Source organism: Wolbachia endosymbiont (group B) of Villa cingulata, from assembly GCF_964028285.1.
Taxonomy (GTDB): Bacteria; Pseudomonadota; Alphaproteobacteria; order Rickettsiales; family Anaplasmataceae; genus Wolbachia.
On the sequence record NZ_OZ034766.1, the window covers coordinates 1 to 26984 of the forward strand.

Here is a 26984-nt window from a genome sequence, read left to right on the forward strand (position 1 = left end):
TGAAAAGAAGTAAAGCAAAAATAGCAAGAATCATCAGCCAGAACGAGTCAGATGAAAAAGTTCCTATTTGGTTAATGCGTCAGGCTGGTAGGTCTCTTCCTGAGTATCGGAAGGCAGTGGAAAACATGAATAATTTCATGGGGATATGTTATAGCACAGATTTGGTAACAGAGTTAACGTTACAACCAATAAGAAGGTTCGACATGGATGCAGCGATAATTTTTTCTGATATCTTGATAATAGCTGACATTTTAGGCTGTAATGTAAATTTTATTCGAGGTGTGGGTCCAATAATAAGACCTATAGAAAGTGCTAAAGAATTGAAGAGTCCACAAGGAATTGAATCTAACACATTACCAATCCTAAATGCTATAAAAGAAGTAAGAAGCCAGTTGCCAGAAGAAAAATCGCTTATAGGCTTTGCTGGAGGGCCGTGGACGGTAGGTTCGTACATCATAGAGGGCGGTGGTAGTAAAACTTTTTCCAAGGTGCTAAATTTCTGTCCATTGGCACTAGAGGAAATAATAAAAAAAATAACGAAAGCGACAATTATTTATCTGATCAAACAGATAGAGTTTGGAGCAGATGTTATTCAGTTATTTGACAGCAATGCTGGCGTATTGAAGGAAAAACTGTTTGAAAGATACATCATCAAGCCAACAAAGGAAATTGTTTCGGCAATAAAGAGTAGATTTCCCAATTTTCCAATAATAGGTTTTCCGCGCTCTGCTGAAAATCTTTATACAGATTACTGCGAACAAACAGGCGTATCTGCAGTAAGTATAGATTATAATGTTCCAATAGAATGGGCGAAAGAAAATCTAAAAATTCCTCTGCAAGGGAACCTTAATCCTAGTCTTTTGGCCTACAATAAGTCAGAAGCAATTGAAGAAGCAAAGCGTATAATAGATTGTTTTAGAGGGTTACCTTTTATATTTAATCTTGGACATGGAGTGCTTCCTGATACTCCGGTTGAAAATATTGCTGCATTAGTGGACCTAGTAAGAAACTACTAAAACTCTTGTATGAAAAGCCTTTATGAGGGTGGAATGAAAACCTTACTTGACAAACCTCATTCTCTTCCTTACTATAACGATAAGAGTATTCATCCTTGTTTTTGGGCTCAACGACAAAATTCAGTAAAAAAACTTAAATATTTATTGGCAAATTACAAAAAATTATAGCGGCCGCATGTCTTTTTTATTTTTTCTACATCCAGCTAAATCGCGCTTGTTAGCGCATTATCAATTTACATTATTAAAACTCGCTATACAGGGATTTATTTGCCTTTTTCAATTTATTAAGCTTTTTGTGTGCCGTAGAGACACAAGGAATGTTCAGGAAAGAGCAAACTAAGTGCGAAAGCTGTACAATAGATGAGGGTGGACCCCTCGGAGCCGGTTTACAAGAGCAGGCTTCAAACAACCATAAGCTGCTTTGGTAAAGAGCCAAGGTAGTGAGCGTTATGGAAAAGGCGTAATTATGCGTCATGTGTGAAATAGAGAGGTTTACGTACAGTTCTGCGAGAGACTGGTGGGGAAGCTCCGCCGGTCTACTCTCCAATATATATTTAAGAATACAAAAATACCAACCTTTATGTAAAATAATAAAACTTCTAGCTTTTTTGTTGTGTAGAGTTTATCATTTTTATTTAACTTTAGTGAGATTATGCCAGACCTTGCAAAGAGGATGTCTCTGATAAAACCGTCGCCTACAATTGCTGTGACCGATAAGGCAAACAGATTAAAAAGCGAAGGAAAGAAAATTTGCGTTTTAGCTGCGGGAGAGCCGGATTTTGACACTCCAGATCATATAAAAAAGGCAGCTATTCAATCGATAAATGAAGGCAAAACTAAATATACTGCTGTTGATGGAACTCATGAGCTTAAAGAGGCGATAATCAATAAGTTAAAAAGGGATAACAATCTAGAATATACACTGAACCAAATTTGTGTCGGCGCAGGCGCTAAGCAGGTATTATTCAACTTATTTATGGCAACAATTGACCCTGGAGATGAGGCTATAATACCAGCTCCTTATTGGGTTTCGTATGTTGATATGGTAAATCTTTTTGGCGGACTGCCAGTTATTGTAGAGTGCAAACAAAACTTTAAGCTTACACCGGAGTTACTGGAAAGCAATATAACTGAGAAAACTAAATGGTTAATTCTTAATTCACCGAACAATCCAGCAGGAATTGTCTATACATATGATGAATTGAAAAGCATAGCGAGAGTATTGCTTAAACATCCACATGTGAATGTTGTGACAGATGATATTTATGAGCACATAATATACGACGAAAAGTTTTTTACCATTGCTAAGATTGAGCCAAAACTTTATGACAGAGTTTTTGTGGTCAATGGAGTATCAAAAGCCTATGCAATGACTGGCTGGAGAATAGGTTATATTGCAGGTAGGAGTGATATAGTAAAAGCTATTTCTACACTGCAGTCTCAAAGTACTTCTAACCCAAATTCAATAGCACAAGCAGCAGCAGTTGAAGCGTTAAACGGTGATCATAGTTTTTTGAAAGAAAGAACAAAAATCTTTAGGGACCGTAGAGATTTTGTAGTAAAAAAGCTAAATTCTGCTTCAGGCTTGTCAGCATCTATTCCACAAGGTGCATTCTATTTGTTTGTCTCATGTGAAAGTTTATTGGGTAAGAGTACGAAAAGTGGTAAAGTAATAAATAGTGATCTTGATTTTGCCGAATATTTATTAGAAGATCATTTAGTTGCTGTTGTTCCAGGAATTGCATTTGGTCTGAAAAATTTTATCAGAATTTCTTATGCAACCTCTCAGGAACAATTAGAAATTGGATGTGATAGTATTACTAAAGCATGCGAAATGCTAAGTTAACTTTTTAATATTCCTATATATAATATTTCAGTAAGATAGAGTTGATTTATGGCTTGGGTGTATTTGCTATTAGCTGGTTTGGTTGAAATAATATGGACCACAGCACTGAAATATAGCAATGGCTTTACTCGTGTTATACCTGTAGTAATTATTTTAGTTAGCGGTTCTGTGAGTCTTTACTGGCTATCGTTAGCAATGAAGTCTATTCCTCTTGGAACATCTTATGCAGTTTGGACTGGTATAGGCTCTATAGGTGCAGCGATAATAGGAATAATGTTTTTTAATGACCCAGTAAATTTTGGGCGTTTATTTTCCCTTGCTTTGGTAGTGCTGGGTATCATAGGATTAAAAGTATTTTCCAATTAGGAAAAGTTAAGTACGTCTATTTTACCATCTCAGGACTTTCTACTAAAGTTGCTTTGGATTTTTCAGTTCTCGAAGAGGGCATTCCTATTGATTTAGAAAGTACCTTTCTAATGTTCAATATTTCATTTTTCTCATTTTGTTGAGTTAAGTTAATGTCGTTTATTTTATTCACTAAATCTTTTCCTTCCTTTAAAATTTTTAAATCGCTTTCGTTGATATGATGTTCATTTTTAAATTCTGCAACGATTTCTTTCTTCTTTGGATGAGTATTCAGAAATTCTAATATCTGGTGTTTAGCAACAGCTTGAATAAATTTCTTATCGTGAAATATTGAATTGTTATGTAGTTCTTCTAGGCTTTTATCATATTGTTTTGCTTCGTTTACAGTAAGTTTTATTATTTCTTCTGCGCTACTTAAAAGTTCCCTGTATAACTTGTCGTATCTATTGCCTGTGTGTGCGGCAAATGTTTGTTCAATGTATTTTGTTATGTAGTTTTGTAGCGTATTGTCTATTGTACCTATGTTCATTCACTCACCTTGCTTTTATGTTATATTTTACACGCGAAAAGGTTAATATTAAGTTAACTTAGACGTCTCTAAAGCCAAGTTTTACTAAAAATTATATTATTTAAAATATAATTGTTATCACGAAATAAAAGCGTAAGTAAAATGAATTTTGTAACAAAACTAAAACTTATAGTAAAAAAAATAAAGCTTAAGATGAACAAGGGTAAAATTATAAAAATCCTTATCATCTGTGGTATAATTTTTTTCATATACCTTATCCATGAACCAGTTATAGATATGCTAAAAGGTCTCTTTTAAGAAAGATACTCGGATTAGAGTAGCTATTTACAAAAGTGTTGCTCCTTGCTGATAAAATACCTATAATCCTCTTTTTTAGGTAATATTAGCATTGCAGAGAAACTTTTTCATATGGTTGCTAGCATCACTATTCTATGCATACCAGTATATATTGCGCGTAATTCCAAATATAATCGCGCCTGAATTAATAACAAAATTTAACATAAGTATTACAGATGTTGGTCAATTTGGTGGGCTGTATTATATAGGTTATACGCTTGCTCATATACCTGTTGGTCTTGCCCTTGATAGATTTGGGCCAAAGTTTGTTTTGCCTGCATGTATTGTCTTAACGTTTGCTGGGACATTACCACTAATATGCTTTGATGAGTGGTATTACTCAATACTTGGTAGAATGATTGTTGGAGTTGGCTCATCTGCTTCGGCAATTGGGCTCTTTAAAGTTGCAAGTATGTATTTCTTACAAGAAAAATCAGCAAGGATGGCTAGTTTATCTATAATAATAGGGTTACTGGGAGCTATTTATGGTGGATTACCTCTAGACTTTTTGCTCAATAAATTTGGTTGGAATTATGTTATATATACTTTCTCAGCGTTTGGTTGTTTGCTTGCTCTGTTGTTGCTTTTAATAACGCCAAAAAGTAACATAGAGGAGAGTAGAAATGACAACATACTTCAAGATTTAAAGACTGTACTTTTCAATAAACATATCATTCTAATCAGCTTTTTTGGTGGCTTAATGGTTGGACCATTAGAAGGTTTTGCTGATGGTTGGGCAAAAGCGTTCTTATGTGAAGCATATCAAATGACCGGTGATCTGGCATCTTCGCTTTCTTCCCTTATGTTTATAGGTATGGGAGCTGGATCATTCTTTTTAGCTTATTTACTGGAAAAATACCCAGACAAACATTACGAGGCAATTATTGCCTGTTCTTTTGCAATGATTGCTAGCTTTATCTTGCTTTTTATACAAGCTGGAGGTTTATATATTGCACTACCTGCACTTCTTGTTATCGGCTTTGCGTCTGGTTATCAGGTAATTACTATTTACAAAGCAATAAGTTATGTGAACAATAACTTGGTAGGCTTGGCCACAGCCATATCAAACATGATAGTTATGGTTTTTGGCTATTTTTTTCATACAGGAATTGCAAAAATAATAGATTTATGTTGGAATGGAATGGTAGTACAAGGAAATCCTGTGTATGGTACTGAGTTACTAGTAAAAGCAATATCAATTATTCCTATATGTTTGCTTTTAGCTGTTTTTGGATTTATGTGGTTAAAGAAAAGTTCTTATGACAAGTGTTTCAGAAAGAATTTGTGACTCTAAAAGTAGTCTGAAGTCTTTTGATGATGAAGTTTATCAATCTATAGAGAAAGAACTGCGGCGACAAAAATCACAGTTGCAACTGATTGCATCAGAAAATTTTGCGAGTAAAGCAGTGATGGAAGCACAAGGTTCTTTTCTGACTAATAAATATGCAGAAGGTTATCCTGGTAAGAGATATTATTGTGGTTGTGAGTATGTGGATGAAATTGAAAGTCTAGCTATGGAGAGGCTCTGTAAGCTGTTTGGTGTTAAATTTGCAAATGTTCAACCTCATTCTGGTTCTCAGGCAAATCAAGCAGTGTTTGCTTCGCTGCTTACTCCGGGCGATACTATACTTGGATTGTCACTGAATTGTGGTGGACATTTAACTCATGGTGCAGCACCAAACCTTTCTGGTAAGTGGTTTAAGTCGATTCAGTATACAGTTAATAGAGATACTTATCTACTCGATATGGACGAGGTAGAAAAGCTAGCGCTGGAGCATAAACCGAAGCTAATCATTGCTGGTGCTTCTGCTTATCCAAGAGAAATAGATTTCGAGCGCTTTCGCAAAATTGCGAATAAAGTTGGTGCATATCTGCTTGCAGATATTGCTCACTATTCAGGACTTATTGCTGCAGGTTGTTACCCATCACCTGCTGAATATGCGCATGTTATGACTTCTACAACTCACAAAACTCTACGTGGTCCTCGTGGCGGAGTGGTAATGACAAATGATGAAGCATTACATAAAAAAATTAGGTCTGCGGTTTTTCCAGGGTTGCAAGGTGGGCCGCTTATGCATGTGATAGCTGCAAAAGCTGTTGCATTTAAGGAGGCATTAACGCCAGAGTTTAAAACTTATAGTAAAAAAGTTGTAGAAAATGCAAAAGTGTTAGCTCAAGCGCTGCAAGAACATGGAATAAACATTATAACTGGTGGCACTGACTCTCATATTGTACTAGTTGATTTAAGATCACAGAAGTTGACGGGAAAAGACGTTGTAAATAGCCTTGAGAGAGCTGGCATTACCTGCAATAAAAACTCTGTGCCATTTGACACGGAAAAGCCAACCATTACTTCAGGGCTACGTTTTGGTACCGCTGCTGAGACAACGCGTGGACTTGAGAGAGAAGATTTTAAAGAGATAGCTGATCTAATAAATGAAATAATTCAGGGATTGATCAATGGAAATAGTCCTGATATTGAAAGAGCAGTAAAAAATAAAGTTGAAAAGATTTGTAGTAATTTTCCTATTTATTAATTTATTTAGCATTCAAATTTCCTTTCTTTACTTTGGATTAAACTATTGTATAGTGATTTTATAGCTCTTTAATTTTATGATAAATGTACTTAGCATAGAGAGTTGTGATTTTCACAATAAAAATGTTCTGCTCAGGGTTGACTTCAATGTTCCTATAAAAAATGAAAGAATTTGTGATGCCACTCGTATTTTAAGAGCGCTACCTACCATTCAGTATTTGGCAAATGCGGGTGCAAAAGTTATTATTATCTCACATTTTGGGCGTCCAAAAGCCAAAGACAGTAACTTATCGCTAAAAAACGTAGCTGAAGCTTTATCGCAGCTGCTAAGCAAAGAAGTGAAATTTATTGATGATTGTATTGGTGAGAGAGTACAAAGAGTAATAAATGCGATGAGTGGAGGAGATGTAATATTGCTAGAGAATCTGAGGTTTTATAAAGAAGAAGAGCAGAATGACTCAAATTTTGCTAAACAATTAGCATCTCTAGCAGATATATATGTAAATGATGCATTTTCTTGCTCTCATAGAGCTCACACTTCTATTTCACGTATTACGGAATTTTTACCTTCTTATTCAGGATTTTGCTTGCAAGATGAGCTAAAATATCTTGAGCAAGCCATATCGTTTGATGCTAAACCTATTACTGCGATAGTTGGTGGAGCTAAAATATCCACTAAAATAAAAATGCTTATAAAACTAGCAGAAAAGGTTGATTACCTTATTCTGGGCGGCGCAATTGCTAATAATTTTTTGTTATTTAATAAAGTTAATATAGGCAAGTCTTTTTTTCAAAATGGCGTTGATGATCTTCTGCACGATATTGTTAAGACGGCAAATAAAAACAATTGCAAAATAGTTGCGCCAGAAGATGTTTTGGTTGCAGTAAATTCTGATTATAGCACTGGCGTTTTAAGAAAAACTGAATCCATTTTGGACGGTGATATAATTTTAGATATCGGACCTCAAACTTTAAGCACAATAAGCGGTATAATAGCAAGCAGTAAAACTCTTCTGTGGAACGGACCTATTGGTGTTTTTGAACGTTCAGCTTTTGCAAATGGTACAGTAGAGGTGATGAGAGTAGTAAGTAATTTGACACACGAAGGAAAATTAACCAGTGTAATAGGAGGAGGAGATAGCCTATCTGCAGTAAATGCTGCAGGTCTTACTGATAAAGATTTTACATATATTTCAACTGGTGGGGGAGCGTTTTTAAGTTGGCTAAGTGGTGATGAGATGCCAGGACTGCGGTCGACATTAGATTAAAACTTTTTTAAGTTGTTACTTATACCCTAGCTTTTTTATGAATGTGATTATGTCGAAAATAGCTAAGTTAATCTTGTGCTTGATAATACCAGCAATCGGATTTGTTTTTTACATTAAGGAGCATTATCTCAACGATACAAATTCACAAATTAGCTTTGAGCCGTTTTTCAAAACAGATTCTTCAGGTCCAGACTACGCTCCACCACTTCCAGAGTTGACTGATTTTGATAGAGGAGTGTTAAGGGTTTGTGGAGATTGGGGAACACAGCCTGATGAAGAAGATTTCAGAATTTTGCTTGATTGTCCGCAGCATCAAGAAGTGGTGAAAAAGATATACGATAAGCTTGATCATCAGGTGATTACACCTAGTGCAGACTTGGAGTTATTTAAAGATGAATTGACTAAGATTTGGTTTACAAATAGTGGAGTTGAAAAAGGAACCGTAGGATTTGGGCATATTTTCTGTGGTGAACCAGATAGATTGGGGCTTGGTGGTATGCATTTTGTAGGTAGATATGTTGAGGCTCAAGAAAATAAGTGGGCGGGTGCGATTTGGGATAATGAATCTCTGTGCAATAAATTAGATATTAAGCCACCTGTTTACACATTTGGAATGAAATATCTAGGTAAGGATGGAGAAGTGAAAGTTAAGTGCCCAAATGGGTACGCGTATAACCTTCATGCTGATGATAGTGCGCCGTAGAAACACGGAAAGTGTTGAAGCTGTGCAGTAGATGAGGGAGGGCCCCTCGGAGCCGGTTTGCAAGAGCAGGCTTCAAACAGCCATAAGCTGCTTTGGTAAAGAGCTAAGGTAGTGAGCGTTATGGAAAAGGCACAATTATGTGTCATGTATGAAATAGAGAGACGAACGCAAGTGAACCACTGATGAAGTGTCGAAAGCGTAGAGACGACGTCAAAACCAGGGGGTAGTCGTTAACCTGGGATGAATCTACTGGGAGCTTGTGACCTTACCCAGAAAAAGTAGACAGAAAGTTAAGACGTTTTTGCTATGAGAATGATGAATCAAAAAGCTCAGGAATGCAATAGTTAATAGTAGAATGTCTACGCTGTTTATTATAAAAAATTTCTATATATTCAAATATTGCGGTTTTAGCTTGTTGTGCAGAGTGTTGTGAAGTATCAATGAGTAACTCTCTCTTAAGTGAACTAAAAAAGCTCTCTGAAACAGCATTATCATAACAACAACCTTTGTGACTCATACTAGAAGTAATATTTTTTGTACTTAGTAAAAATTGATAATTTTTAGAGGTGTATTGCGATCCTTGATCGCTATGAAATAGTAGATTTTTAGCAGATTTGCGCCTACCAATAGCCATGAATAACGCATCTATAACTAATTGCCTATTTACTGCATTACTCATTGACCAGCCAATCACCATGCGTGAATATAAATCTATTATTGCTGCCAAATATAACCATCCTTCATTAGTTTTTATGTACGTAATATCAGTTACCCATATCTTGTTAGGTTGATCAGCGATGAAATTCTGATTTAATATGTTAGGAGTTATAACTCTATTGTCTATTTGTGGTTTTTTACTTTTAAACTTTCGTCTAAGCTTAGCTTGAATGCCATTTTTCTGCATAACATTTTGCACTGTTTTGATGTTATAATTTTTACCTAAAGCCTTTAATTCAGCGTGAATTTTAGGAGCTCCGTATCTGCATTGTGATGCTCGATATACCTTCTGAATATCTTGTATGAGCTCTTCTCTTATTGATTTTTTGTTGTTTTTTTCCTTAGTAATCCATTTATAATAACCACAAGCAGATACGTTCAAAAATCTGCATGATTCCCGTATTTTATAGCATTTTTTATGTTCTTTTATAAAAGAATATTTTACTCTTTTTGGTTTGCAAAATATCCCAGGGCTTTTTTTAAAATGTCTCTTTCCCTCGTTACTCTTGCCAGCTCTTTCTTTAAATCAAACTTTTCTTTGTCACAATGAGCTACTTTCCCTTTTCCTGGAAACGCATCTACTCCAGACATTCTATCATTGTATGTTTTTACCCATCTGCTTAATGAATCACCGCTAATACCCAAATCTCTTGCTATTTTTGCTGATGATTGACCTGTTTCTTTTACTAGTCTTATAGCTTCAATTTTGAATTCTGCTGTATATTCTTTTCTTTTTGTCATACCACACCTCTTTGAAAAAACGTTTTATTTTACTTCAAAAACGTCTTAACTTTCTGTCTACTTTTTCTGGGTAAGGTCAGGGGCTAAGTTATTTAGTTTTAATTATTTATCAACCGAAAGGGAGGAGTTAATGAATGAAACAAAGTCTTTTGATATACCGAAGCAACTTATTTGGAGAGCTTATAAACAAGTATCGAAAAATAAAGGTGCAGCAGGTGTAGATGAGGTCTCGATAACAAAGTTTGAAGAAAATCTAAAGGATAATCTATACAAATTATGGAATCGGATGTCATCCGGAAGTTATTTTCCAGAGCCGGTAAAAGCTGTTGCGATACCAAAAGATACAGGAGGGCAAAGAATTTTATGTGTGCCTTCAGTATTCGACAGGATAGCGCAAACAGCAGCTACAATGTATCTTGAGCCGTTAGTAGAACCGAAATTTCACGAAGATTCATATGGTTATAGACCAAATAAGTCTGCGCTGGATGCGGTATACACAGCACGGAAGAGATGTTGGAAAAATGATTGGACGGTAGATCTTGATATATCTGGGTTTTTCGACAATCTGGACCACGATTTAGCACTGCAGGCTATCAAGAAACACACAGACTGCAAATGGGTCATACTGTATGTTGAGAGGTGGATGAAAGCCCCCATTCAGCAAGCAGATGGCAGTAGGGTAACAAGGGATAAAGGAGTTCCGCAAGGAGGTTCAATAAGCCCAATCATTTCAAGCATATTTATGCACCATGCGTTTGATATGTGGATGAAACAAAATTATCCAACAGTACCATTTGAAAGATATGTAGATGATGCGATAGTGCACTGCAGAACTAAAAGACAGGCAGGATTTATGAAAGTAATGATTGAAGAAAGATTGGCTAAGTGTAAATTGAAGTTACATCCTGAAAAGACACAGATTGTGTACAGTAAGGATGATGATAGAAAAGAACAATTTCCTAAACAAAGCTTTGATTTTCTAGGTTATACTTTTAGACCTAGAGTAGCAAAGAATAAGATGAGGAATTATTTCATCTCATTTCTACCTGCAATTAGTAACAAAGCCAAGAAGAAGATCAAGAAAACCATAAAGTCATGGAGAATACATCGGATTACATGGACCACACTAGAGGAAATATCGAAGAAAATAGATCCAATAGTCAGAGGCTGGTTTCAGTACTATGGCAGGTTTTATAAATCAGAGATGTATCCATCTCTCAGGAATATAGAGAGATACCTCATAAGATGGGTCAGGACAAAATATAAGAAACTTCGTGATCACGGAAGACTAGCAAAGCAATTTTTAGGAAAAGTGAGAAAGAGGTCTCCAAGTATTTTCTATCATTGGACACTTGGGTTAGGATCAAAAGGCTAAATAATGGGAGCTGTATAAGCCGAGAGGTTTCCGTGCAGTTCTGCGAGAGACTGGTGGGGAAGTTCCGCCGGTCTACTCTCCTTATGAAGACCTAGCAGTTTATGACGGTGTCATTCCAGCGCGTGGCGCTGGAATCTGTTCTTATTACCTGAGTCTTCTGGGTCCCAGTACTCAGATGACAAGAAAAGGGAGTATTGGTTTCAGCATTAGCCATGCATCTGGATCCCAGTATCAAGTATAGCACTTCTCGCAATAGTCCGAATAGGATAAGATATGTGCTTATGGCTATGGTAGAGCAGTAGCATATTATGATCTGTTCGGATTATTGTAAAAAGAGCTATACTGGGATGACAAGAGAAAGAGGACACTGGGATGACACTATAGGACTGGAATGACATTATGAAGACCTCTAGCAGTTTATGACGGTGTCATTCCAGTCTGGAATCCATCTTTTTTGTAATTTTATTGAAAATATCGTATAGCTATTTGTTCACAATTAATTCTTCTGGATCCCAGTGCTCGGATGATAAGAAAAGAAACACTGGTTTCAATATTTGCATGCATCTGAATAGATACAGATGGCTAAAATATTGAAGAAAGCATACGCGTCAAGTTAAGAGCAAGTTTTACCCTAGCCTTCTTTGACTTGTCAAGAAAGGTCTTTTTTCCCCAGATCCTATTATCACATGCTGAAATGACATCGAAGGATGCTCTTGCTTCTTCATGTAATTATGCAAAAAGTCCTTTGAATTTTTGCAGCTTGAAAAATCTTTATAAAATTTACTTTCTTTAAATGCTTTAATCTTCTCTTCATTATTTAATGAGCCATATTTAGAAAAATATTCATCTGTAATGTGAATATATAAACTAATCAACTCAGGAAAAGTGTAATCAGTTTTGTTGGAAGACTTTAAACACGTAATTGGCAATTTATGTATATCTTTATCAGCTTTTTTAGAATCAATACATTTATCATTTTTTCTTAATATTATATGCTGCTTAAAAAAGCCTTCATATTCCTCAAAATCTTCAAATATTTCTTTTTTTGATAATCTTTCCTTCTACCGCTTTGATCTATTTTTTCTATTTCTGTTGCAAGTTGCGCTGGCTGTTTTATCGTTTTATCTCCCTCTCGATTAAAGTACATTGTATAAGGAGTAATTGAATTTACGATTTTATATGTCTTCCAGTGGCAGCCAAGAATCTTTAGTACCAATTTGATTATCGGAGCAAGAAAAATTTTTAATTTTGCTATGAATCCAAAATAATAAAGAGAAGCTTGTTTAAGTGAACTTGCAGCATTGCTAACGATGCATCTTAAATGTATATCCTTATACTTAAAATTTTTATGAACCTCTGCAGCCACATGTCCACCTAGGCAGTCTCCAAACAATATGATATCATCTGGCTTTATACCTTTTTCCAATAAGTTAGTTACAACTGCTACACCAGATTTAACTCTATTGCTACGTATCAATGAGTTATTTTTACTTAAACCAAGTCCAGGATAATTAAAGAGATGTACAGTAATTCCTTGCTCTGTAGCCCAATTCCAATTTTGGAAATAATCTTTACCAGGGCTTAACGCTCTATTTCCACCAATAAAGTATATCAGATGTTTTTCACCTCGATTATTGTTTTGATTTTTACCAAGAAGCGTCATTGTCTCTATTGTCATCCCGTTTTGAGTTTTTATAAATTCTCTTTCAGTTTGCTCTCTTATTTCTTTCATATTTTAACTCTCACTATGCTGATTTAATTATACAACAAAATCTTAAAAAAATCAACAAACCTTAATTTATGAACAATATAAACCTTCTCAAATTCATTGAATTATGCTTTCAAACGGTAGTGCCGGGGTGTGAGTATAATGATTATCAATATATAAAAGTCATAGCAGACAGGCTTGAAGCAGCAAGCACTGGTGAAGCAAGAAGAATAATATTCAATATGCCGCCGCGTTCAATGAAGTCCATTTGTGTAAGTGTTGCATGGCCCGCATGGATACTTGGAAATCAGCCAACTGCAAGAATAATAGTTGCAAGTTATTCTCGGTTGCTTAGCGAAAAGCACTCACTCGATACCAGGTGCATAATGCAATCTGATTGGTATAGAAAGCTATTTCCGAAAGTAGAATTATGCAAAGATCAAAACACTAAATATAAATTTCAAACAGTGCAAAGAGGATGTAGGATTGCAACATCAGTTGGGGGAACATTAACCGGTGAAGGTGGAGATTTCATTATCGTGGATGATCCACTAAGTCCCGCACAAGCTTTGAGCGAAACATTTAGAAAGCGTGCTTCAAACTAGTTTGATCAGGCTTTAGTAACCAGGCTCAACGACAGAAAAAAAGGAGTTATCGTTCTTGTGATGCACAGACTCCATTTAGAAGATTTAACTGGTCACCTCCTCTGTAAACCAAGAAACATATGGCATCATGTCTGTTTACCAATAATAGCTGAAGATAAGGAGATTATTTATTCAGTTAATAATCATATTCCAGAGCATGAACAGGAAATATACTCAAGAAAAGAAGGTCAATTGTTGTATTCCCTAACTGAAGGAAAAGAAGAAATTGAGATGATAAAAGCTGAACTTGGGAGTTATGTTTTTGCTGCTCAATACCAACAAAACCCTCTACCACTTTCAAGTGCTATAATTAAACGAGAGTGGTTGAAGCGCTATAAAAATTTTCCTGATAGCCTCTTGCATGTAACACAAAGTTGGGATACTGCAATTTCAACAAACAATACAAGTGACTTTAGTGTCTGCACTACCTGGACAAAAGTAGATAATACATTCTATTTACTCGATGTATATCGCGCAAAACTTGAATATCCAAAACTTAAAGAGAAAGTTCTATCGCTGGCTGCAAGGTGGAAGCCACACGCAATTTTAATCGAAGCAAAAGCAAGCGGTCAGCAATTGGTTCAGGAGCTCGGGAAAAACAGTGATTTACCTATTATTCAAATAGTACCACATGATGACAAATTAACTCGATTTCACCGAATTGTCCCAATTATAGAATCTGAGCGGGTTTTTCTCCCTAACCAAGCAGTATGGCTTAGCGACTTTGAGTATGAGATTTTAATGTTTCCAGAAACCCGTCACGACGATCAAGTAGACAGTACCGTGCAATATCTTCAGTGGGTGAGAAATAATATTGCTAGAGTGGTAGCTATACGTTCATTGTAGCTTGAAAAGGTTCCTCGGAATTGTGTATAATCTTTTTAACTGAGCTTATTTAACTTATCCATTTTCTGAATGATATTTTAGGGTTTATTGAAATAAATACTACACAAAAATTCTATCTCTGGGTGCTTAGATGAATATCTTTATATTAGACGAAAATCCTGTAACTGCAGCACAAATGTTATGCGATAAGCACATAGTAAAAATGCCGCTAGAAACTGCTCAATTGCTTAGCAGTGTTTTTTCAATAGCATTAAAAGAGCCAAATCCTTTAGTCAGCATTACAAACCAGAATATAGAAGTTCCATATAAACTTACTCACAAAAACCATCCTTGTTCTTTATGGGCTAGACAATCAAAAGGAAACTTTGATTGGTTAATAAAACATGGAAAAGAATTGTGTATAGAATATAGCTTGCGATACAAAAGAACGCATAAATCCGCAGAAGTTATAGATTGGTGCGATAATAACAAGGATTTGCTAATATTTCGATCAGCTGATATACAAGCTTTTACACAAGCGTTACCTGATCGATATAAATGTAGTAACCCAATAGAAGCATATAGAGAATATTACCTAAAAGAAAAGATGAGATTTGCTAAGTGGGAAAAAGGTAGAGAAGCACCAGATTGGTTGCTAGACAAAATGCTATAGGTTATAAAATTATCCAAACCGATCATAAAAAAGGTAGAATTGAAGTTGCAAAAGCAATGCTGGCTGATAATGTTGATGTTTATCAAGTTTATTGATCTTTCTATTTGTGAGATTAAAGAATTCAGTAAACTGTTATTCCCAGTATATGGTAGGCTACTTGCACTATAGAGTGTCATGTACACATCTGTACTAACAAGCAGAGGTAAATCTAAGTCAGTTTAGATATAACATTTACTTTAAAAAACTTTATTTTACGCTGATATTCTAGCGCTCTTCTGTGGTATTTTGTTGGGGTATAACTTGCAAAACTATCTTCCTTATAGGTTAAAAAATTACACTGCTTTATATGTAACTCTATCCACTCTGCATAATCCTGATGATCAGTTGCAATAAATATTTCCCCTGTGACAAGTATTTTTTTTGCTAATAAATTTAAAAATTCCGTATTAATTAACCGTCTTTTGTTGTGACTTCTTTTTGGCCATGGATCTGGAAAGAGAATAAAGAATTTTTCAACACTGTGGTCAGGAAAATTAACAATTAATTCTCTTGCATCTTCTGTCCATATTAAAATATTTTTTATGCTGTGTGCTTCTATGCTTTTTAGCAAGGAAGAGACCCCCTTTAAATAAGGCTCACATCCTATAAATAATAGATCAGATTCATTGAATGCCTGATGGAGCATATTTTCACCATTACCGAAACCTATTTCTACCCGTATTCTTTTTTGTAAGTCTACGATCTTTTTTATAGATTCCTTGCTGTTTTTAATAGAATACTTCTCCAAAACATTCAACTTCAACCTAGATCTTCTGGAAAATGACCTAATCCAATTATTATTCCTAGATAACATATCTTACATAACTTAATCTTTTATAGCTTAAACAATTCTCGAAATGAATTAATGAGAATTTACTTGTTACTAATTATTAATATTATATAATATATAAGTTCTAATGAAGTTAAAATTAAAAGGTATGGAAAGTACAGTTGCTATCAAGAAGCTATCATCAAATAGGTTCATAGAAGAGATATTTCAAGATCAATTTGATAATCAAGACAATGACTTTTGTGAAGATTCTTTTGCTAACAAAATCAAAGAAGGAGATGTGGTAGAAGGTATAATCACAAGAAGAAATTCTAATGACATTGTGGTTGATGTTGGTTTAAAGTCAGATGGAAGAATTCTGATTAAGGAGCTCAGTTGTAATGATGATATCACTGTTGGCTCGAAAATTAGAGTTTATGTTGAAAGAATTGAAGATTACCATGGTAATGTTGTTCTTAGTCGTGAGAAAGCAATCAGAGACGAAAAATGGAATAAATTGGAAGAAAGCGCAGTTACAAAAGATGAAGTAACAGGAATCATTAAACGCTCAATTAAATGCGGTTTTATTGTTGATCTTGGTGATGGAATAAGTGCGTTTTTACCGCTGAGTCATGTGGATTTGAAGCAAATAAAAGATGCTAATCACCTTATTGAAACTGAACAAAAATTCATCGTTCTTAAAATGGATAAGAAGCAGGGGAATATTGTAGTATCAAGGAAGCTGGTATTAGAGAAATTGCATGCTGGTGAAAAAATTAAGTTTTTAGAATCTTTAAATGAAGGTGATGTAGTAGAAGGCAAAATAAAAAGCATCACTCACTACGGTGCATTTGTTGGCATTCATGAATCAGATACAGTGGGAGTTATAGATGGACTGCTACATATTACAGATATCTCTTGGAGTAATGTAAGTCATCCATCTGCAATTTTTTCTTGTGGTCAGCATATAAAAACTAAAATTATAAAAATAGATAGAGAAAATGGAAAAATCTCCCTTGGTGTAAAACAATTAGGAGATAATCCTTGGCAAGATCTAGAGTCAAAATGTCCAATTAACAGCGTACACAAAGGATGTGTAACGGGTATAAAAGATTGTGGATTCATTGTTGAGATTAAACCTGGGATTGCGGGTTTGGTACACTCATCAGAAATAACTTGGAGCAAGAGTAATTTACCAATCAGTAGTTTTGTAACAATAGGACAAGAAGTGGATGTAAAAATTCTCGGTATTGACATTATTAAAAATAAGATGAGTTTAAGCACAAAAAGGTGCGTAGAGAATCCTTGGCAAGTATTTATTGATAAATATCCTCTTGGTTCTATTGTTTCTGGTAAAGTTAAAAGCAACAATGGTTCGCAAATATCTGTGACTTTTGATAATTCTGAGATATCTGAGGACGTAGAAGGAACAATTTATATGCAAAATCTAAGTTGGTCGAAAAACAATTCAGATGAGATAAAAAAGTATAATGTAGGTGATGAAATAGAAGCAAAAGTGATAAGGGCTAACGTAGATCGGACAAGAATTTATCTTGGAGTAAAGCAAATAGAGTATGATCCTCTTGAAGAACTGATAGAGAAAGTTAAAGTAGGGGATAAAATTCAGGTTACTGTAAGTAAGAGAGAGGAAAATGGTCTAATCGTTGAGGTTGAGAACAATGTAACCCTTTTAGTAGATCAAGAGCATTTACCAGAAAATAAAAAGTTTTCTATATCAGAAAAAATACAAGTTGAAGTAGTAGGTGTTGAAAAATATAATATAATATTATCTGCCAAATAACTTCTTGTGCTTCATACAAATGGCAACGAAATCTGATATAATAGCAAAAGTAGCAAAAAAACACCTTTTGTTAGATAAGGTCATTATAGCAGACATAGTTGATAGTTTCTTTCGAGTGTTTTCAAACACGTTAAAATATCATAATAGAGTTGAAATCAGGGGGTTTGGTTCTTTTTCAATTAGAAGCTATAACTTGAAAGAAGCAAGTAATTTGACGTCACAGAAGGTTGCAAAACATCAATACTTTAAAACTTATTTTCGTAGCAGTAAAAAGTTATCCCTCTTGATAAATGAATGAAAATCTATATTGTAAATTTGAAAGTTGTACAATATAGCATCATATGCAAGTAGTAGAAATAGTTATACGTAATAACACATATAAAATATCTTGCGAAAGTAAAAAGAAGGACCATTTATTACAACTTGCTAATAGCTTCAACAAGCTAGTTAGCTCCATATCTCAAAGAACTGGAGGTAAGGGCTCAGATGCATTAAATTTCTTACTTGCAGCATTGACTCTCGAAGACAAAATTTTAGAATTAACAAAGCGATTAGACGAAATAAATCAAGAATGCAAAAAGTATAGGGAGGAAAAAAGAGTAGAATATGCTGAAGTATTAGATAGGGTAAACAAGATTATTGGGTGCATAAGTGATTAAAGCAAGCAATCAAATCGACTACCTCACTACTCAAATCAGGGGGGAGAAGTTTCTTACGAGTTATGTAACAATATAATTCGCAATCATCAAGATCAACTATTTTTTCGTATTCAATTAGTTCACTGAAGGAAAATTTATCAAGATATTTCAATGCAAAATGCCCTAAAAGTATATCAGTTTCTTTACAACCCCTATGCCAACTCCTATACATCAGTTTTCTTCTTAATAAGGAGATATCTATCATTGTCATTAAACTTTTTTTTTAATTTAAAGACTAAACTAAATACTTGTCAAGCAAGGCGCATTTTAATATACTCAACGTTTGATTAAGACTTAAAACATAGGTGGAATTAATTTCTCATCAACTTAGCGCTGGAATATATTATTTTTTATCGTTTTCTTTAATAATTTCTATCATAGTATTCGTGCATGAATGTGGGCATTATATTGTCGCTAAAGCATGCAAGGTTAAAGTTGAATCTTTTTCTATAGGCTTTGGTCCTGAAATTTTTGGTTTTAACGACAAGTCTGGAACTAGATGGAAATTAAGTGCCTTTCCATTGGGTGGCTACGTTAAAATGTTAGGGGATACTAATGCAGCAAGCGTTCCTGTTGATCAACAAAAATTAACTGAAGAAGAAAAATTATACTCATTCCATATAAAACCTCGATATCAAAAAGCAGCAATAGTTTTTGCAGGGCCTTTTGCAAACATGATATTTACCGTTATAGCTTTCACAATATTTTTCAGCGTGGCAGGTTATTATCGTACTCCACCAGTAATTGGTAATGTAATTGAAGAAAGTGCAGCAAAGCAAGCTGGCCTATTACCAGGTGACACTATTACACAGATCAATGAGTACAAAATAAAATACTTTGAAGATATTTCACGCGTGATAATGTCCAACCCTGAAACAAGAATAGAAATTAAGTATAGCAGAAATAACGAAGAGTACAGAACTATTCTAACTCCGTTTACAGTTGAGGATAGAGATGTCTTTGGTAACATAATAGAAAGAAAAACTATAGGAATTACCCCAATTAATATGATAGGATTAAAACAGTCATCTTTTCTTGGAGCTGCTAGCCTATCAGTGAATGAAACCTACCACACTATGTGTTTAACAATCAAAGCACTCTTTCAAATTGTTGTTGGTAAAAGGAGTATAAATGAAATAGGTGGGCCAATAAAAATTGCAAAATATTCAGGGCAATCAGCTAAAAAGGGACTTATGATGGTTCTATATTTTATGGCAATTATTTCAGCTAATTTAGCTGCAATTAACTTGCTGCCAATACCACTACTAGATGGTGGGCATTTATTTCATTATATTATAGAAGCAGTTATACGTAGAGATTTGAGTTTGAAATATCAAAAATATGCAGTCACTTTTGGTGCTACCATACTGTTTTTGTTGATGGCAGTTGCAATCACAAATGATATTAGGCATCTTTTTTAAGATACATATGAAAAAGTTATTTCACATACTAATAATAATACTTATTTCTTTTCCCACTCTACTTGTTGCTCTAGAAAATAAAGAAAAAGTACAGATAAAAAATATTAAGTATATTGGCAATGAGCGAGTAAGTGATCAAACAATAAGGTTTTATACAAAATTAGAACCAGGTAGTCATATAAATGATGATGATGTAGATTCAGTTATAAAAGATTTATACAAAACAAAGTTATTTGCTAGTATTAACGCCTATATCGATGATGAAAAAAACTTAGTAGTAAAAATTCATGAGAATCCATTGATTAACAAAGTAATATTGAAAGGCAATAAGTTATTTAACAGTAAAGAGTTGCTAAATAACGTTATCCAGTCAAAATCACTAACTATTTTCACTGAAACAAAATTACAAAACGATTTAATAAATCTAGCTACTCTTTATAGGAACAGTGGTAAAATTGGTGTTAAAATTGCATATGAGCTAGATAAGCTTGGTAGCAATAGGATAAACCTAATTTTTAAGATAAAAGAAGGAAGAACGTCTAAAATTAAGGGTTTACGATTCATAGGTAATAAAAACTTTTCAGCAAATGAGCTAGAGCAAGTTATCAAAAGGCATAGCAATGATATATTTAGTAAGTTATTTAGAGCCATTTTTAAAAGCGGAACTCATTATTCACCTCAATATCTACTGATTAATACAGAACTGCTTGATCGCTTCTATTCATCTAAGGGATATATTCAAAATAATATCCAACCAATTGTTGAGGTTGATAATAACAACCAAATAGAGTTAACTTTTTTGATTGATGAAAAGCAGCAATACTTATTTGGAAATAACGAAGTTGATATTGAAACTGAGATTCAGGATTTAAGTTTAAGGGAAGAAATATTAGAATTTATCAAAGAGGAAAATAATCAAATATTTAATAGAGTTAAAATTAACAATACAGCAGAAAAAATAAGTAAACATTTAAACGAAAAAGGATATATATTTGCAAAAGTTAATCCAGAATATAAACAACGTAACAATATTATAGATGTAACTTATAAATTGCTACCGGGTAAAAAGATTTATATAAACCAAATTACTATTGATGGTAATGACCGCACTTTAGATAAAGTAATTAGAAGAAAACTCAGCATGGCAGAAGGTGACGCATATAACACATCTGAGATTCAAAAATCACGTAGAAAATTGATATACAGTGACTTTTTTGAAACAGTAAAAATAAATAGTTATACAGTGGATGAAAATGCAGTAAATCTTGATTTAAATGTCAAAGAAAAAAGAACTGCCTCGTTATCTTTAACAGGTGGTATGTCTCTTCCTGGTGGAGTATTTGTTAAAACCGATTTCACAGATCGTAATTTATTTGGTAGTGGTAAAGAGGTATCTTTTGCTCTTGAAAAAAGTCAATATGTTCTTTCTACTAGTATAGACGCTGTTGAAAATAATTTTAACGACTCTGATACTTCACTAGGCATGAGTATTTTTTATGAAAAACAAGACAAACCAAACACTACTTTCGATACTTGCAACTGGGGAGGAGTAGCAAAAATATCATATAAAATCTCAGAAAATCTAACCAATTCCTTTCAATATTCTTATAAGTATAATCACATACACATGGACAATAAGGGTGGAAAAGATGAGGATATATCTAATATAATAAGAGATCAAAAAGGTGAGTATCAGATCTCATCAGTGGGATACACGTTAGCGTACAATAAATTGGATAACCTATATACTCCAAAGGAGGGGTACTTGTTGCGCTTAAATCAGGATATTTCAGGATTGGGAGGAAATGTAAATTTCCTAAAATCTGAATTCTTATCTTTTTATACACACCCTATATTAAGCAAAATTGATGATGATATAACACTGCGCTTTAAAGTAGCAGCAGGTCATATTTTCTCTTATACCGATAAAGAGCTAAACATTGGCCAGCACTTTTTTAAAGGTGGTAATGAAATTAGAGGATTTGACCTCTCTGGTATTGGGCCAAGAGCAAAAGATAAAAATGATAGCTCATTGGGAGGCAAAACTTATTTTAATTTAACACAGCAAGTAGATTTTCCATTACCTAAATTATACGACTACACTGGTATCAAAGGCTCACTATTTGTTGACTATGCAACACTTTTTGGTTTAGATGAAAAAAAGGGATATAGTGGAGAATATTACGATAGTAAGCTTATAAGAGTATCACCAGGTTTTGGCTTTTCAATGCCTTCTCCTTTTGGTAGGCTGAGATTAGATTTTGGGTTTCCTTTAGTAAAGGAAGCTTATGACATAATACCATCGACAAACGTTAAAATTTCTATTGAAGCGGGGATTTAAATGAAATATATACAGTTATTTACATCAGTTATTGCCTTAATTATTTCCTTATTTGTGGGGTATAAGTTTGTAGGGTATCAACCTCAGAGCGCGATTAATACAAAGGCTGCCATTATTGATAGTGACAAAGTTATCAATGAATCTCTGGCTCTGCAAAATATACAACAACAAATAAAGGAGCAGAATTCTAGATTACAGCAAGAATTTGAAAATGAGTTAGAAAAATTTAAGCCATCGAAAGAAGAATTTGACCTTTTGTCAGAAGAAGCAAAAAAAGAAAAGACGGAACAATTTAGTAAGCATACTGTAAGCGTTAGGGATAATTACGCCAAGAAAATGTCACATTTAGAAGAAAATTATAGAGAAGCAGTAGAAAGTGTCTTTAACAAGATAAAAGAAGTTGCTAAAAGAACGGCAGAAAAAAACAATATAGATTTAGTACTATTTATTTCAAAAAAGAATCAAGTTTTATACTCCATGGATGAAGTCGATTTATCGGATGTGGTATTAAAAAATGTAAACAAGGAAATACCTGAATTTGCTTTGCAAAGCATTGAGTAGGCTTATGCAATGTAATATCAATGATATTATAAAAATACTACCACATTCTTATCCTTTTCTCTTAGTAGATAGGGTTATAGAATGCGAACCTGGTAAAAGTATAAAAGCAATCAAAAATGTGACTTTCAACGAGCAATTTTTTATTGGTCATTTTCCTGGCCATCCGATAATGCCAGGAGTTTTGATAATTGAGTCTTTAGCTCAGGCATCTGCTATATGTGTTCTCGGTAAAAAAACAGTAGAAAATAAAGTTGTATACTTTATGTCCATTGAAAACGCAAAATTCAGAAAGCCAGTCACTCCAGGAGATACCTTAATTCTTCAATCTAACTTTGAAGGTTTGCGTTTAGGTGTATACAAATTTAAGTGTGTTGCATCTGTTGGAAAAGAAGAGGTTGCAGGAGCAACAATCTTAGCAAAACTGCAAGATAAATAAAATCTTCATCTATAAGAAACAGTATGTACACTGTATAGTATAAAGATGCAACTGAATTTCAAAATCTCATTTTCAAACTTATACACTCGTAGTGAATTAATAAAGTTAGATAAGGCGTTTTTGGATTACACAAAATCGTGCGATGAAAGCTTGTTTTATTCATTAGTTGAAGCAAGAGAAAAAGCAGCTTCTTCTTCGATGTCATCCCAGTGTTCATCCCAGTGCTTGACACTGGGATCCAGAAAACAAGAAGGATGGATTCCAGCTTGGATGAAAGATGGTTGTAATAGCCAGTTAATAATGGATCTCTCACATTTACTTGATGAATTTATTGCAAAATTTTTCAATATTGAAAAAGAAGTAGAAGAGTTAAAGGAAAAACACAATGACTTTGCTGTAATATACAGATGCAAAAGATTATTTGTTCAGCGTTATGCATTGAAGAAATACACTGATGTAGCAAATATTGATTATATCACTAACAAATTAAATAGTTTCATTACTTTACCGACAACAGAAAAAAACTTTTCTGAGCAGGTAATGAGTTGGCTTAAAAATAAAGAGGATCACAAAGAAGAAATAGAACTTGCGGCACAATATGCAGTGTGGAGAGTGAAAAATAAACAGAGTATATTATTCAGTATTCATAAAAAAATCGACCACGAAAACCTCATACCATTTTCTAAAAAAGAAGTAGACAAAGTTGAAGTGCTGTATTCAAATGAAGTAAAAAGACGATACGGGTTTGACTTAACAAACGAGAAGGCTAGTTTAAATAAAGCACTAGATAATGCTCACTACTGCATATTTTGTCATATGCAAAATAAGGACAGTTGTTCAAAGGGGCTAATTAATAACAACAATACCTTTAAACAGTTCCCACTCAAGGTTGAGCTGCACGGTTGCCCACTAGAGCAGAAAATATCAGAAATGAATTTAGCAAAAAGCGAAGGGTACAGCATAGCAAGTCTTGCAATTGTGATGATAGATAACCCATTATGTGCGGCTACTGGACACAGAATATGCAATGACTGCATGAATTCGTGCATATATCAAAAACAAGAACCCGTAAATGTGCCAGCAATTGAAACAAGGATTCTAGATGATGTGCTTAGTTTACCGTATGGATTTGAAATATATTCTCTGCTTAGCCGTTGGAATCCTTTAAATTTTCAGCGTCCATTGCCAAAAGGAAACACTGGAAAAAACGTCCTAGTTGTAGGCCTTGGTCCTGCGGGTTTTAATTTAGCTCATCATTTATTAAACGATGGGCATAACGTTATCGCCATTGATGGACTAAAGATTGAACCTTTGATCGATAATTTACAGCTAATTAAAGATTTTGAACACGAAAAATTGAGTGAACGCACGGCAGATGGGTTTGGTGGAGTGTCAGAATACGGCATTACTTCTAGGTGGGATAAAAATTACTTAAAGATTATTAGATTACTGCTGGAAAGACGTGAGAATTTTGCACTTTATGGAGGCATTCGTTTTGGCAGCACGATAACTGTTGATGACGCATTTAACTTGGGTTTTGATCACATTGCCTTGGCACTTGGCTCTGGTAAGCCACGAATGATCAAAATAAAAAACATACTAGCCCGTGGAGTGCGCATGGCATCTGACTTTCTTATGTCGTTACAACTGACTGGCGCTCTTAAATTTGATTCTATAGCAAATCTGCAAGTTCGTATGCCGATAGTTGTCATAGGTGCAGGACTCACTGCAATTGATACTGCTACTGAAGTTTTAGCTTACTATCCGATTCAAGTAGAAAAATTTCTTCTTCGTTATGAAATATTGGTTGATAAGTATGGAAAGAAATATGTCGAAAAAGATTGGAAAGAAGAGGAATATGAACTTGCAAATGAGCTGATATCGCATGCACAATTGATCCGAAAAGAGCAAGAATCAGCAAAAAAAGAGAATAGAGAAGCAAAAATATTGGAACTAATGCAAAGTCTAGGGGGAGTGAAAATTGTATATAGAAAAGAGCTAAAAGATTCACCAAGTTATCGATTAAATAGCGAAGAGGTGCAAAATGCACTATCAGAAGGGATTTACTTTATTGAAAACTTAGAGCCGATTGAAGTTGTAACAGATAAATATAACCACGCTGAATCAATAAAACTAATAGACACAAAATCTGATGAAATCAAGCATATAAAAGCACGTTCTATTTTTATAGCAGCAGGTACTGAGCCAAATACAGTTATTGCAACAGAAGATAAAAAGCATTTTAAATTAAGTAACGGATATTTTACTCATTTGAATTCATCGGGAAAAGAAATAGATCCTATCTTTTCTCCTAAGATGCGAGATAAAGATAGAATATTAGTATATAAGGAAGGCAATAAAACAATTAGCTTTTTTGGTGATCTTCATCCCTCGTATAGCGGCAGTGTAGTCAAAGCTATGGCAAGCGCTAAGAATGGTTACCCTATCATTTCTCAGCTTTTGAATAGAGTTAATAGCTTCATTTATGTCACTCCGGCTAGAATCTCGGAGTCATATGCACAATTGTATGAATGTTGTAATATAAGAGTAACTTTCACCAAAAAAGATGTCATTCCAGTGCCCAGACACTGGAATCCAGAAAACTTAATTTTGAATGAGTACACCAGATGGTTGTATAGTCAGAACTGGATTCCAGTGTCAGCTATTTGCACGACACCATCTGCTATGCGAATTACCTACAAATTGCAGCATTTGCACGCTAAAGCGTCACGCGCTGGAATAATATCAGAACACCTAGCTAACAAAGAATTTTTCAATAAAATCAAAGAGCAATTCACTGCAAAGGTTATAAAAGTTCAATATTTAACAAACAAAGTTGTGGAAATAGTGATCAAAGCACCACTTGCGGCAAAGAATTTTAAACCTGGACAATTCTTTAGGTTGCAAAATTTTGAAACCAATAGCAGAAAAGCCAATAATACAAACCTTGCTATGGAAGGTATAGCAGTAACCGGCACTGAAGTAGACAAAAAAAAAGGATTTATTTCCACTATTGTGCTTGAAACTGGCGGTTCCACTAATTTATGTAAATGTTTTAAAAAAGGTGAACAAATAATTCTTATGGGTCCAACTGGCAGTCCTACTGAGATTGGTTAAACCTATTTTGTACTAATTATACCATAATGTATATTATTTATTAATAAATCTATACTACAATAATGATTTTTATTAAGGTAGTATTATGACACATCAGTTAATATTCACACTTCCAAAAGAAAGCTACTCTATAGCTATAGGACCATGTTCTGCAAAAAGTAGAAAGTGTAAGGAGTTTATAGCAAAAAACGAAGACGTAGGTATGAAATTTCTTATTTCTACTAAAGATGATACTGGCAAAACAGGAAAAATGTCCCTTTGTAAAGATAATAACGTTCAAGATGAGTGTACAACATCCTACACAGTTCAATTTCCAGTAATTTATAATGATCTTTTTAATGATAGCTTGAGCTACGTAAGTGTTCTTTTGGATCATGATAAAGGACATTTAACTAGGATGCGCAATGAATTCGATAAATATAATATTGATTACACAGTTATGGACAATGATACAACACAGAATGTGTTGTCAGAGGTTTTTATATAATCTAATTTTCATTATACAGCTACTCAGAGCT

24 protein-coding genes and 2 pseudogenes are annotated in these 26984 nt (G+C 34.2%); 19 read left to right on the forward strand and 7 right to left on the reverse strand.

The window, feature by feature from the left end; all coding sequences use genetic code 11:
• Positions 1-51: 51 nt before the first annotated feature.
• The 3 genes and pseudogenes from hemE to ABWU52_RS00015 form a co-directional block, all read left to right on the forward strand.
• Positions 52-990, forward strand: a pseudogene (gene hemE / locus ABWU52_RS00005) (uroporphyrinogen decarboxylase); the annotation flags it as partial.
• Between the two features lie 678 nt (positions 991-1668).
• Entirely contained in the window at positions 1669-2862 is a 1194-nt protein-coding gene (locus ABWU52_RS00010; protein WP_353276888.1) for a pyridoxal phosphate-dependent aminotransferase, read from the forward strand.
• A 78-nt stretch (positions 2863-2940) separates the two neighbouring features.
• Complete coding sequence (locus ABWU52_RS00015) at positions 2941-3228, forward strand: DMT family transporter (protein ID WP_052264758.1); 288 nt, start codon at positions 2941-2943, stop codon at positions 3226-3228.
• A 16-nt stretch (positions 3229-3244) separates the two neighbouring features.
• Here ABWU52_RS00015 and ABWU52_RS00020 read toward each other — a convergent pair whose 3' ends face one another.
• On the reverse strand, positions 3245-3757 hold the full coding sequence (locus ABWU52_RS00020) for a hypothetical protein (RefSeq protein WP_353276890.1): 513 nt from the start codon (positions 3755-3757) through the stop codon (positions 3245-3247).
• A 388-nt stretch (positions 3758-4145) separates the two neighbouring features.
• Here ABWU52_RS00020 and ABWU52_RS00025 point away from each other — a divergent pair, with 388 nt between their 5' ends.
• The 4 genes from ABWU52_RS00025 (at position 4146) to ABWU52_RS00040 (ending at position 8600) form a co-directional block, all read left to right on the forward strand.
• The gene (locus ABWU52_RS00025; RefSeq protein WP_353276892.1) at positions 4146-5381 is read left to right on the forward strand and encodes an MFS transporter; all 1236 of its coding nucleotides are present in this window, start codon (positions 4146-4148) and stop codon (positions 5379-5381) included.
• Positions 5353-6630 (forward strand): serine hydroxymethyltransferase, encoded by a 1278-nt coding sequence (glyA, locus tag ABWU52_RS00030; RefSeq protein ID WP_353276894.1) that lies wholly within the window; start codon positions 5353-5355, stop codon positions 6628-6630. Before ABWU52_RS00025 ends, glyA begins: the two co-directional genes overlap by 29 nt.
• A gap of 79 nt (positions 6631-6709) precedes the next feature.
• Complete coding sequence (locus tag ABWU52_RS00035) at positions 6710-7897, forward strand: phosphoglycerate kinase (RefSeq protein ID WP_353277763.1); 1188 nt, start codon at positions 6710-6712, stop codon at positions 7895-7897.
• 49 nt (positions 7898-7946) lie between these two features.
• Positions 7947-8600, forward strand: a complete 654-nt coding sequence (locus tag ABWU52_RS00040) for an EndoU domain-containing protein (protein WP_353276896.1) — start codon at positions 7947-7949, stop codon at positions 8598-8600.
• 304 nt (positions 8601-8904) lie between these two features.
• On the opposite strand, the gene ABWU52_RS00045 is transcribed toward ABWU52_RS00040, so the two are convergent.
• Both ABWU52_RS00045 and ABWU52_RS00050 read right to left on the reverse strand, forming a co-directional pair.
• The gene (locus ABWU52_RS00045; RefSeq protein WP_353277659.1) at positions 8905-9783 is read right to left on the reverse strand and encodes an IS3 family transposase; all 879 of its coding nucleotides are present in this window, start codon (positions 9781-9783) and stop codon (positions 8905-8907) included.
• Entirely contained in the window at positions 9759-10058 is a 300-nt protein-coding gene (locus tag ABWU52_RS00050; protein WP_064085359.1) for a transposase, read from the reverse strand. Before ABWU52_RS00050 ends, ABWU52_RS00045 begins: the two co-directional genes overlap by 25 nt.
• 130 nt (positions 10059-10188) lie before the next feature.
• Here ABWU52_RS00050 and ltrA point away from each other — a divergent pair, with 130 nt between their 5' ends.
• Positions 10189-11433, forward strand: a complete 1245-nt coding sequence (ltrA, locus tag ABWU52_RS00055) for a group II intron reverse transcriptase/maturase (protein ID WP_353276809.1) — start codon at positions 10189-10191, stop codon at positions 11431-11433.
• Between the two features lie 626 nt (positions 11434-12059).
• Here the strand turns inward: ltrA and ABWU52_RS00060 are convergent.
• Both ABWU52_RS00060 and ABWU52_RS00065 read right to left on the reverse strand, forming a co-directional pair.
• Positions 12060-12362 (reverse strand): hypothetical protein, encoded by a 303-nt coding sequence (locus ABWU52_RS00060; RefSeq protein WP_353276898.1) that lies wholly within the window; start codon positions 12360-12362, stop codon positions 12060-12062.
• 59 nt (positions 12363-12421) lie between these two features.
• The gene (locus ABWU52_RS00065; protein ID WP_353276900.1) at positions 12422-13165 is read right to left on the reverse strand and encodes a hypothetical protein; all 744 of its coding nucleotides are present in this window, start codon (positions 13163-13165) and stop codon (positions 12422-12424) included.
• Between the two features lie 68 nt (positions 13166-13233).
• On the opposite strand from ABWU52_RS00065, the pseudogene terL reads away from it, so the two are divergent.
• Together terL and ABWU52_RS00075 are read left to right on the forward strand one after the other, a co-directional pair.
• Positions 13234-14631: pseudogene (gene terL / locus ABWU52_RS00070) on the forward strand (phage terminase large subunit).
• A 130-nt stretch (positions 14632-14761) separates the two neighbouring features.
• Positions 14762-15283, forward strand: a complete 522-nt coding sequence (locus ABWU52_RS00075; protein ID WP_353276902.1) for a pyrimidine dimer DNA glycosylase/endonuclease V — start codon at positions 14762-14764, stop codon at positions 15281-15283.
• 208 nt (positions 15284-15491) lie between these two features.
• Here the strand turns inward: ABWU52_RS00075 and trmB are convergent, their stop codons facing one another.
• Entirely contained in the window at positions 15492-16136 is a 645-nt protein-coding gene (trmB, locus tag ABWU52_RS00080; RefSeq protein ID WP_353276904.1) for a tRNA (guanosine(46)-N7)-methyltransferase TrmB, read from the reverse strand.
• 103 nt (positions 16137-16239) lie between these two features.
• Between trmB and ABWU52_RS00085 the strand changes: the two genes are divergently transcribed.
• From ABWU52_RS00085 to ABWU52_RS00095, 3 genes are read left to right on the forward strand one after another with little or no spacing between them, the layout of a single operon-like run.
• Positions 16240-17892, forward strand: coding sequence for a 30S ribosomal protein S1 (locus tag ABWU52_RS00085; protein WP_353276906.1), 1653 nt, complete (start codon positions 16240-16242; stop codon positions 17890-17892).
• A gap of 19 nt (positions 17893-17911) precedes the next feature.
• On the forward strand, positions 17912-18190 hold the full coding sequence (locus tag ABWU52_RS00090; protein WP_010404234.1) for an HU family DNA-binding protein: 279 nt from the start codon (positions 17912-17914) through the stop codon (positions 18188-18190).
• A gap of 43 nt (positions 18191-18233) precedes the next feature.
• A complete protein-coding gene (locus tag ABWU52_RS00095; protein WP_214249966.1) occupies positions 18234-18551 on the forward strand; it encodes a cell division protein ZapA in 318 nt (105 codons plus the stop codon).
• Here the strand turns inward: ABWU52_RS00095 and ABWU52_RS00100 are convergent.
• Positions 18529-18795, reverse strand: a complete 267-nt coding sequence (locus ABWU52_RS00100) for a succinate dehydrogenase assembly factor 2 (RefSeq protein ID WP_353276908.1) — start codon at positions 18793-18795, stop codon at positions 18529-18531. The two genes, ABWU52_RS00095 and ABWU52_RS00100, sit on opposite strands and share 23 nt — an antisense overlap.
• Before the next feature lie 100 nt (positions 18796-18895).
• Between ABWU52_RS00100 and rseP the strand changes: the two genes are divergently transcribed.
• From rseP to ABWU52_RS00130, 6 genes are all read left to right on the forward strand, one after another.
• Positions 18896-20011, forward strand: a complete 1116-nt coding sequence (gene rseP / locus ABWU52_RS00105; RefSeq protein WP_353276910.1) for an RIP metalloprotease RseP — start codon at positions 18896-18898, stop codon at positions 20009-20011.
• A gap of 7 nt (positions 20012-20018) precedes the next feature.
• Positions 20019-22352, forward strand: coding sequence for an outer membrane protein assembly factor BamA (bamA, locus tag ABWU52_RS00110; RefSeq protein ID WP_353276912.1), 2334 nt, complete (start codon positions 20019-20021; stop codon positions 22350-22352).
• Positions 22353-22913, forward strand: a complete 561-nt coding sequence (locus tag ABWU52_RS00115; protein ID WP_211907708.1) for an OmpH family outer membrane protein — start codon at positions 22353-22355, stop codon at positions 22911-22913.
• 4 nt (positions 22914-22917) lie between these two features.
• A complete protein-coding gene (fabZ, locus tag ABWU52_RS00120; protein ID WP_353276914.1) occupies positions 22918-23349 on the forward strand; it encodes a 3-hydroxyacyl-ACP dehydratase FabZ in 432 nt (143 codons plus the stop codon).
• A gap of 45 nt (positions 23350-23394) precedes the next feature.
• On the forward strand, positions 23395-26466 hold the full coding sequence (locus ABWU52_RS00125) for a WPE palindromic element domain-containing protein (protein ID WP_353276916.1): 3072 nt from the start codon (positions 23395-23397) through the stop codon (positions 26464-26466).
• Between the two features lie 85 nt (positions 26467-26551).
• Positions 26552-26953, forward strand: a complete 402-nt coding sequence (locus tag ABWU52_RS00130) for a hypothetical protein (RefSeq protein WP_353276917.1) — start codon at positions 26552-26554, stop codon at positions 26951-26953.
• The last annotated feature ends 31 nt before the right edge of the window (positions 26954-26984 follow it).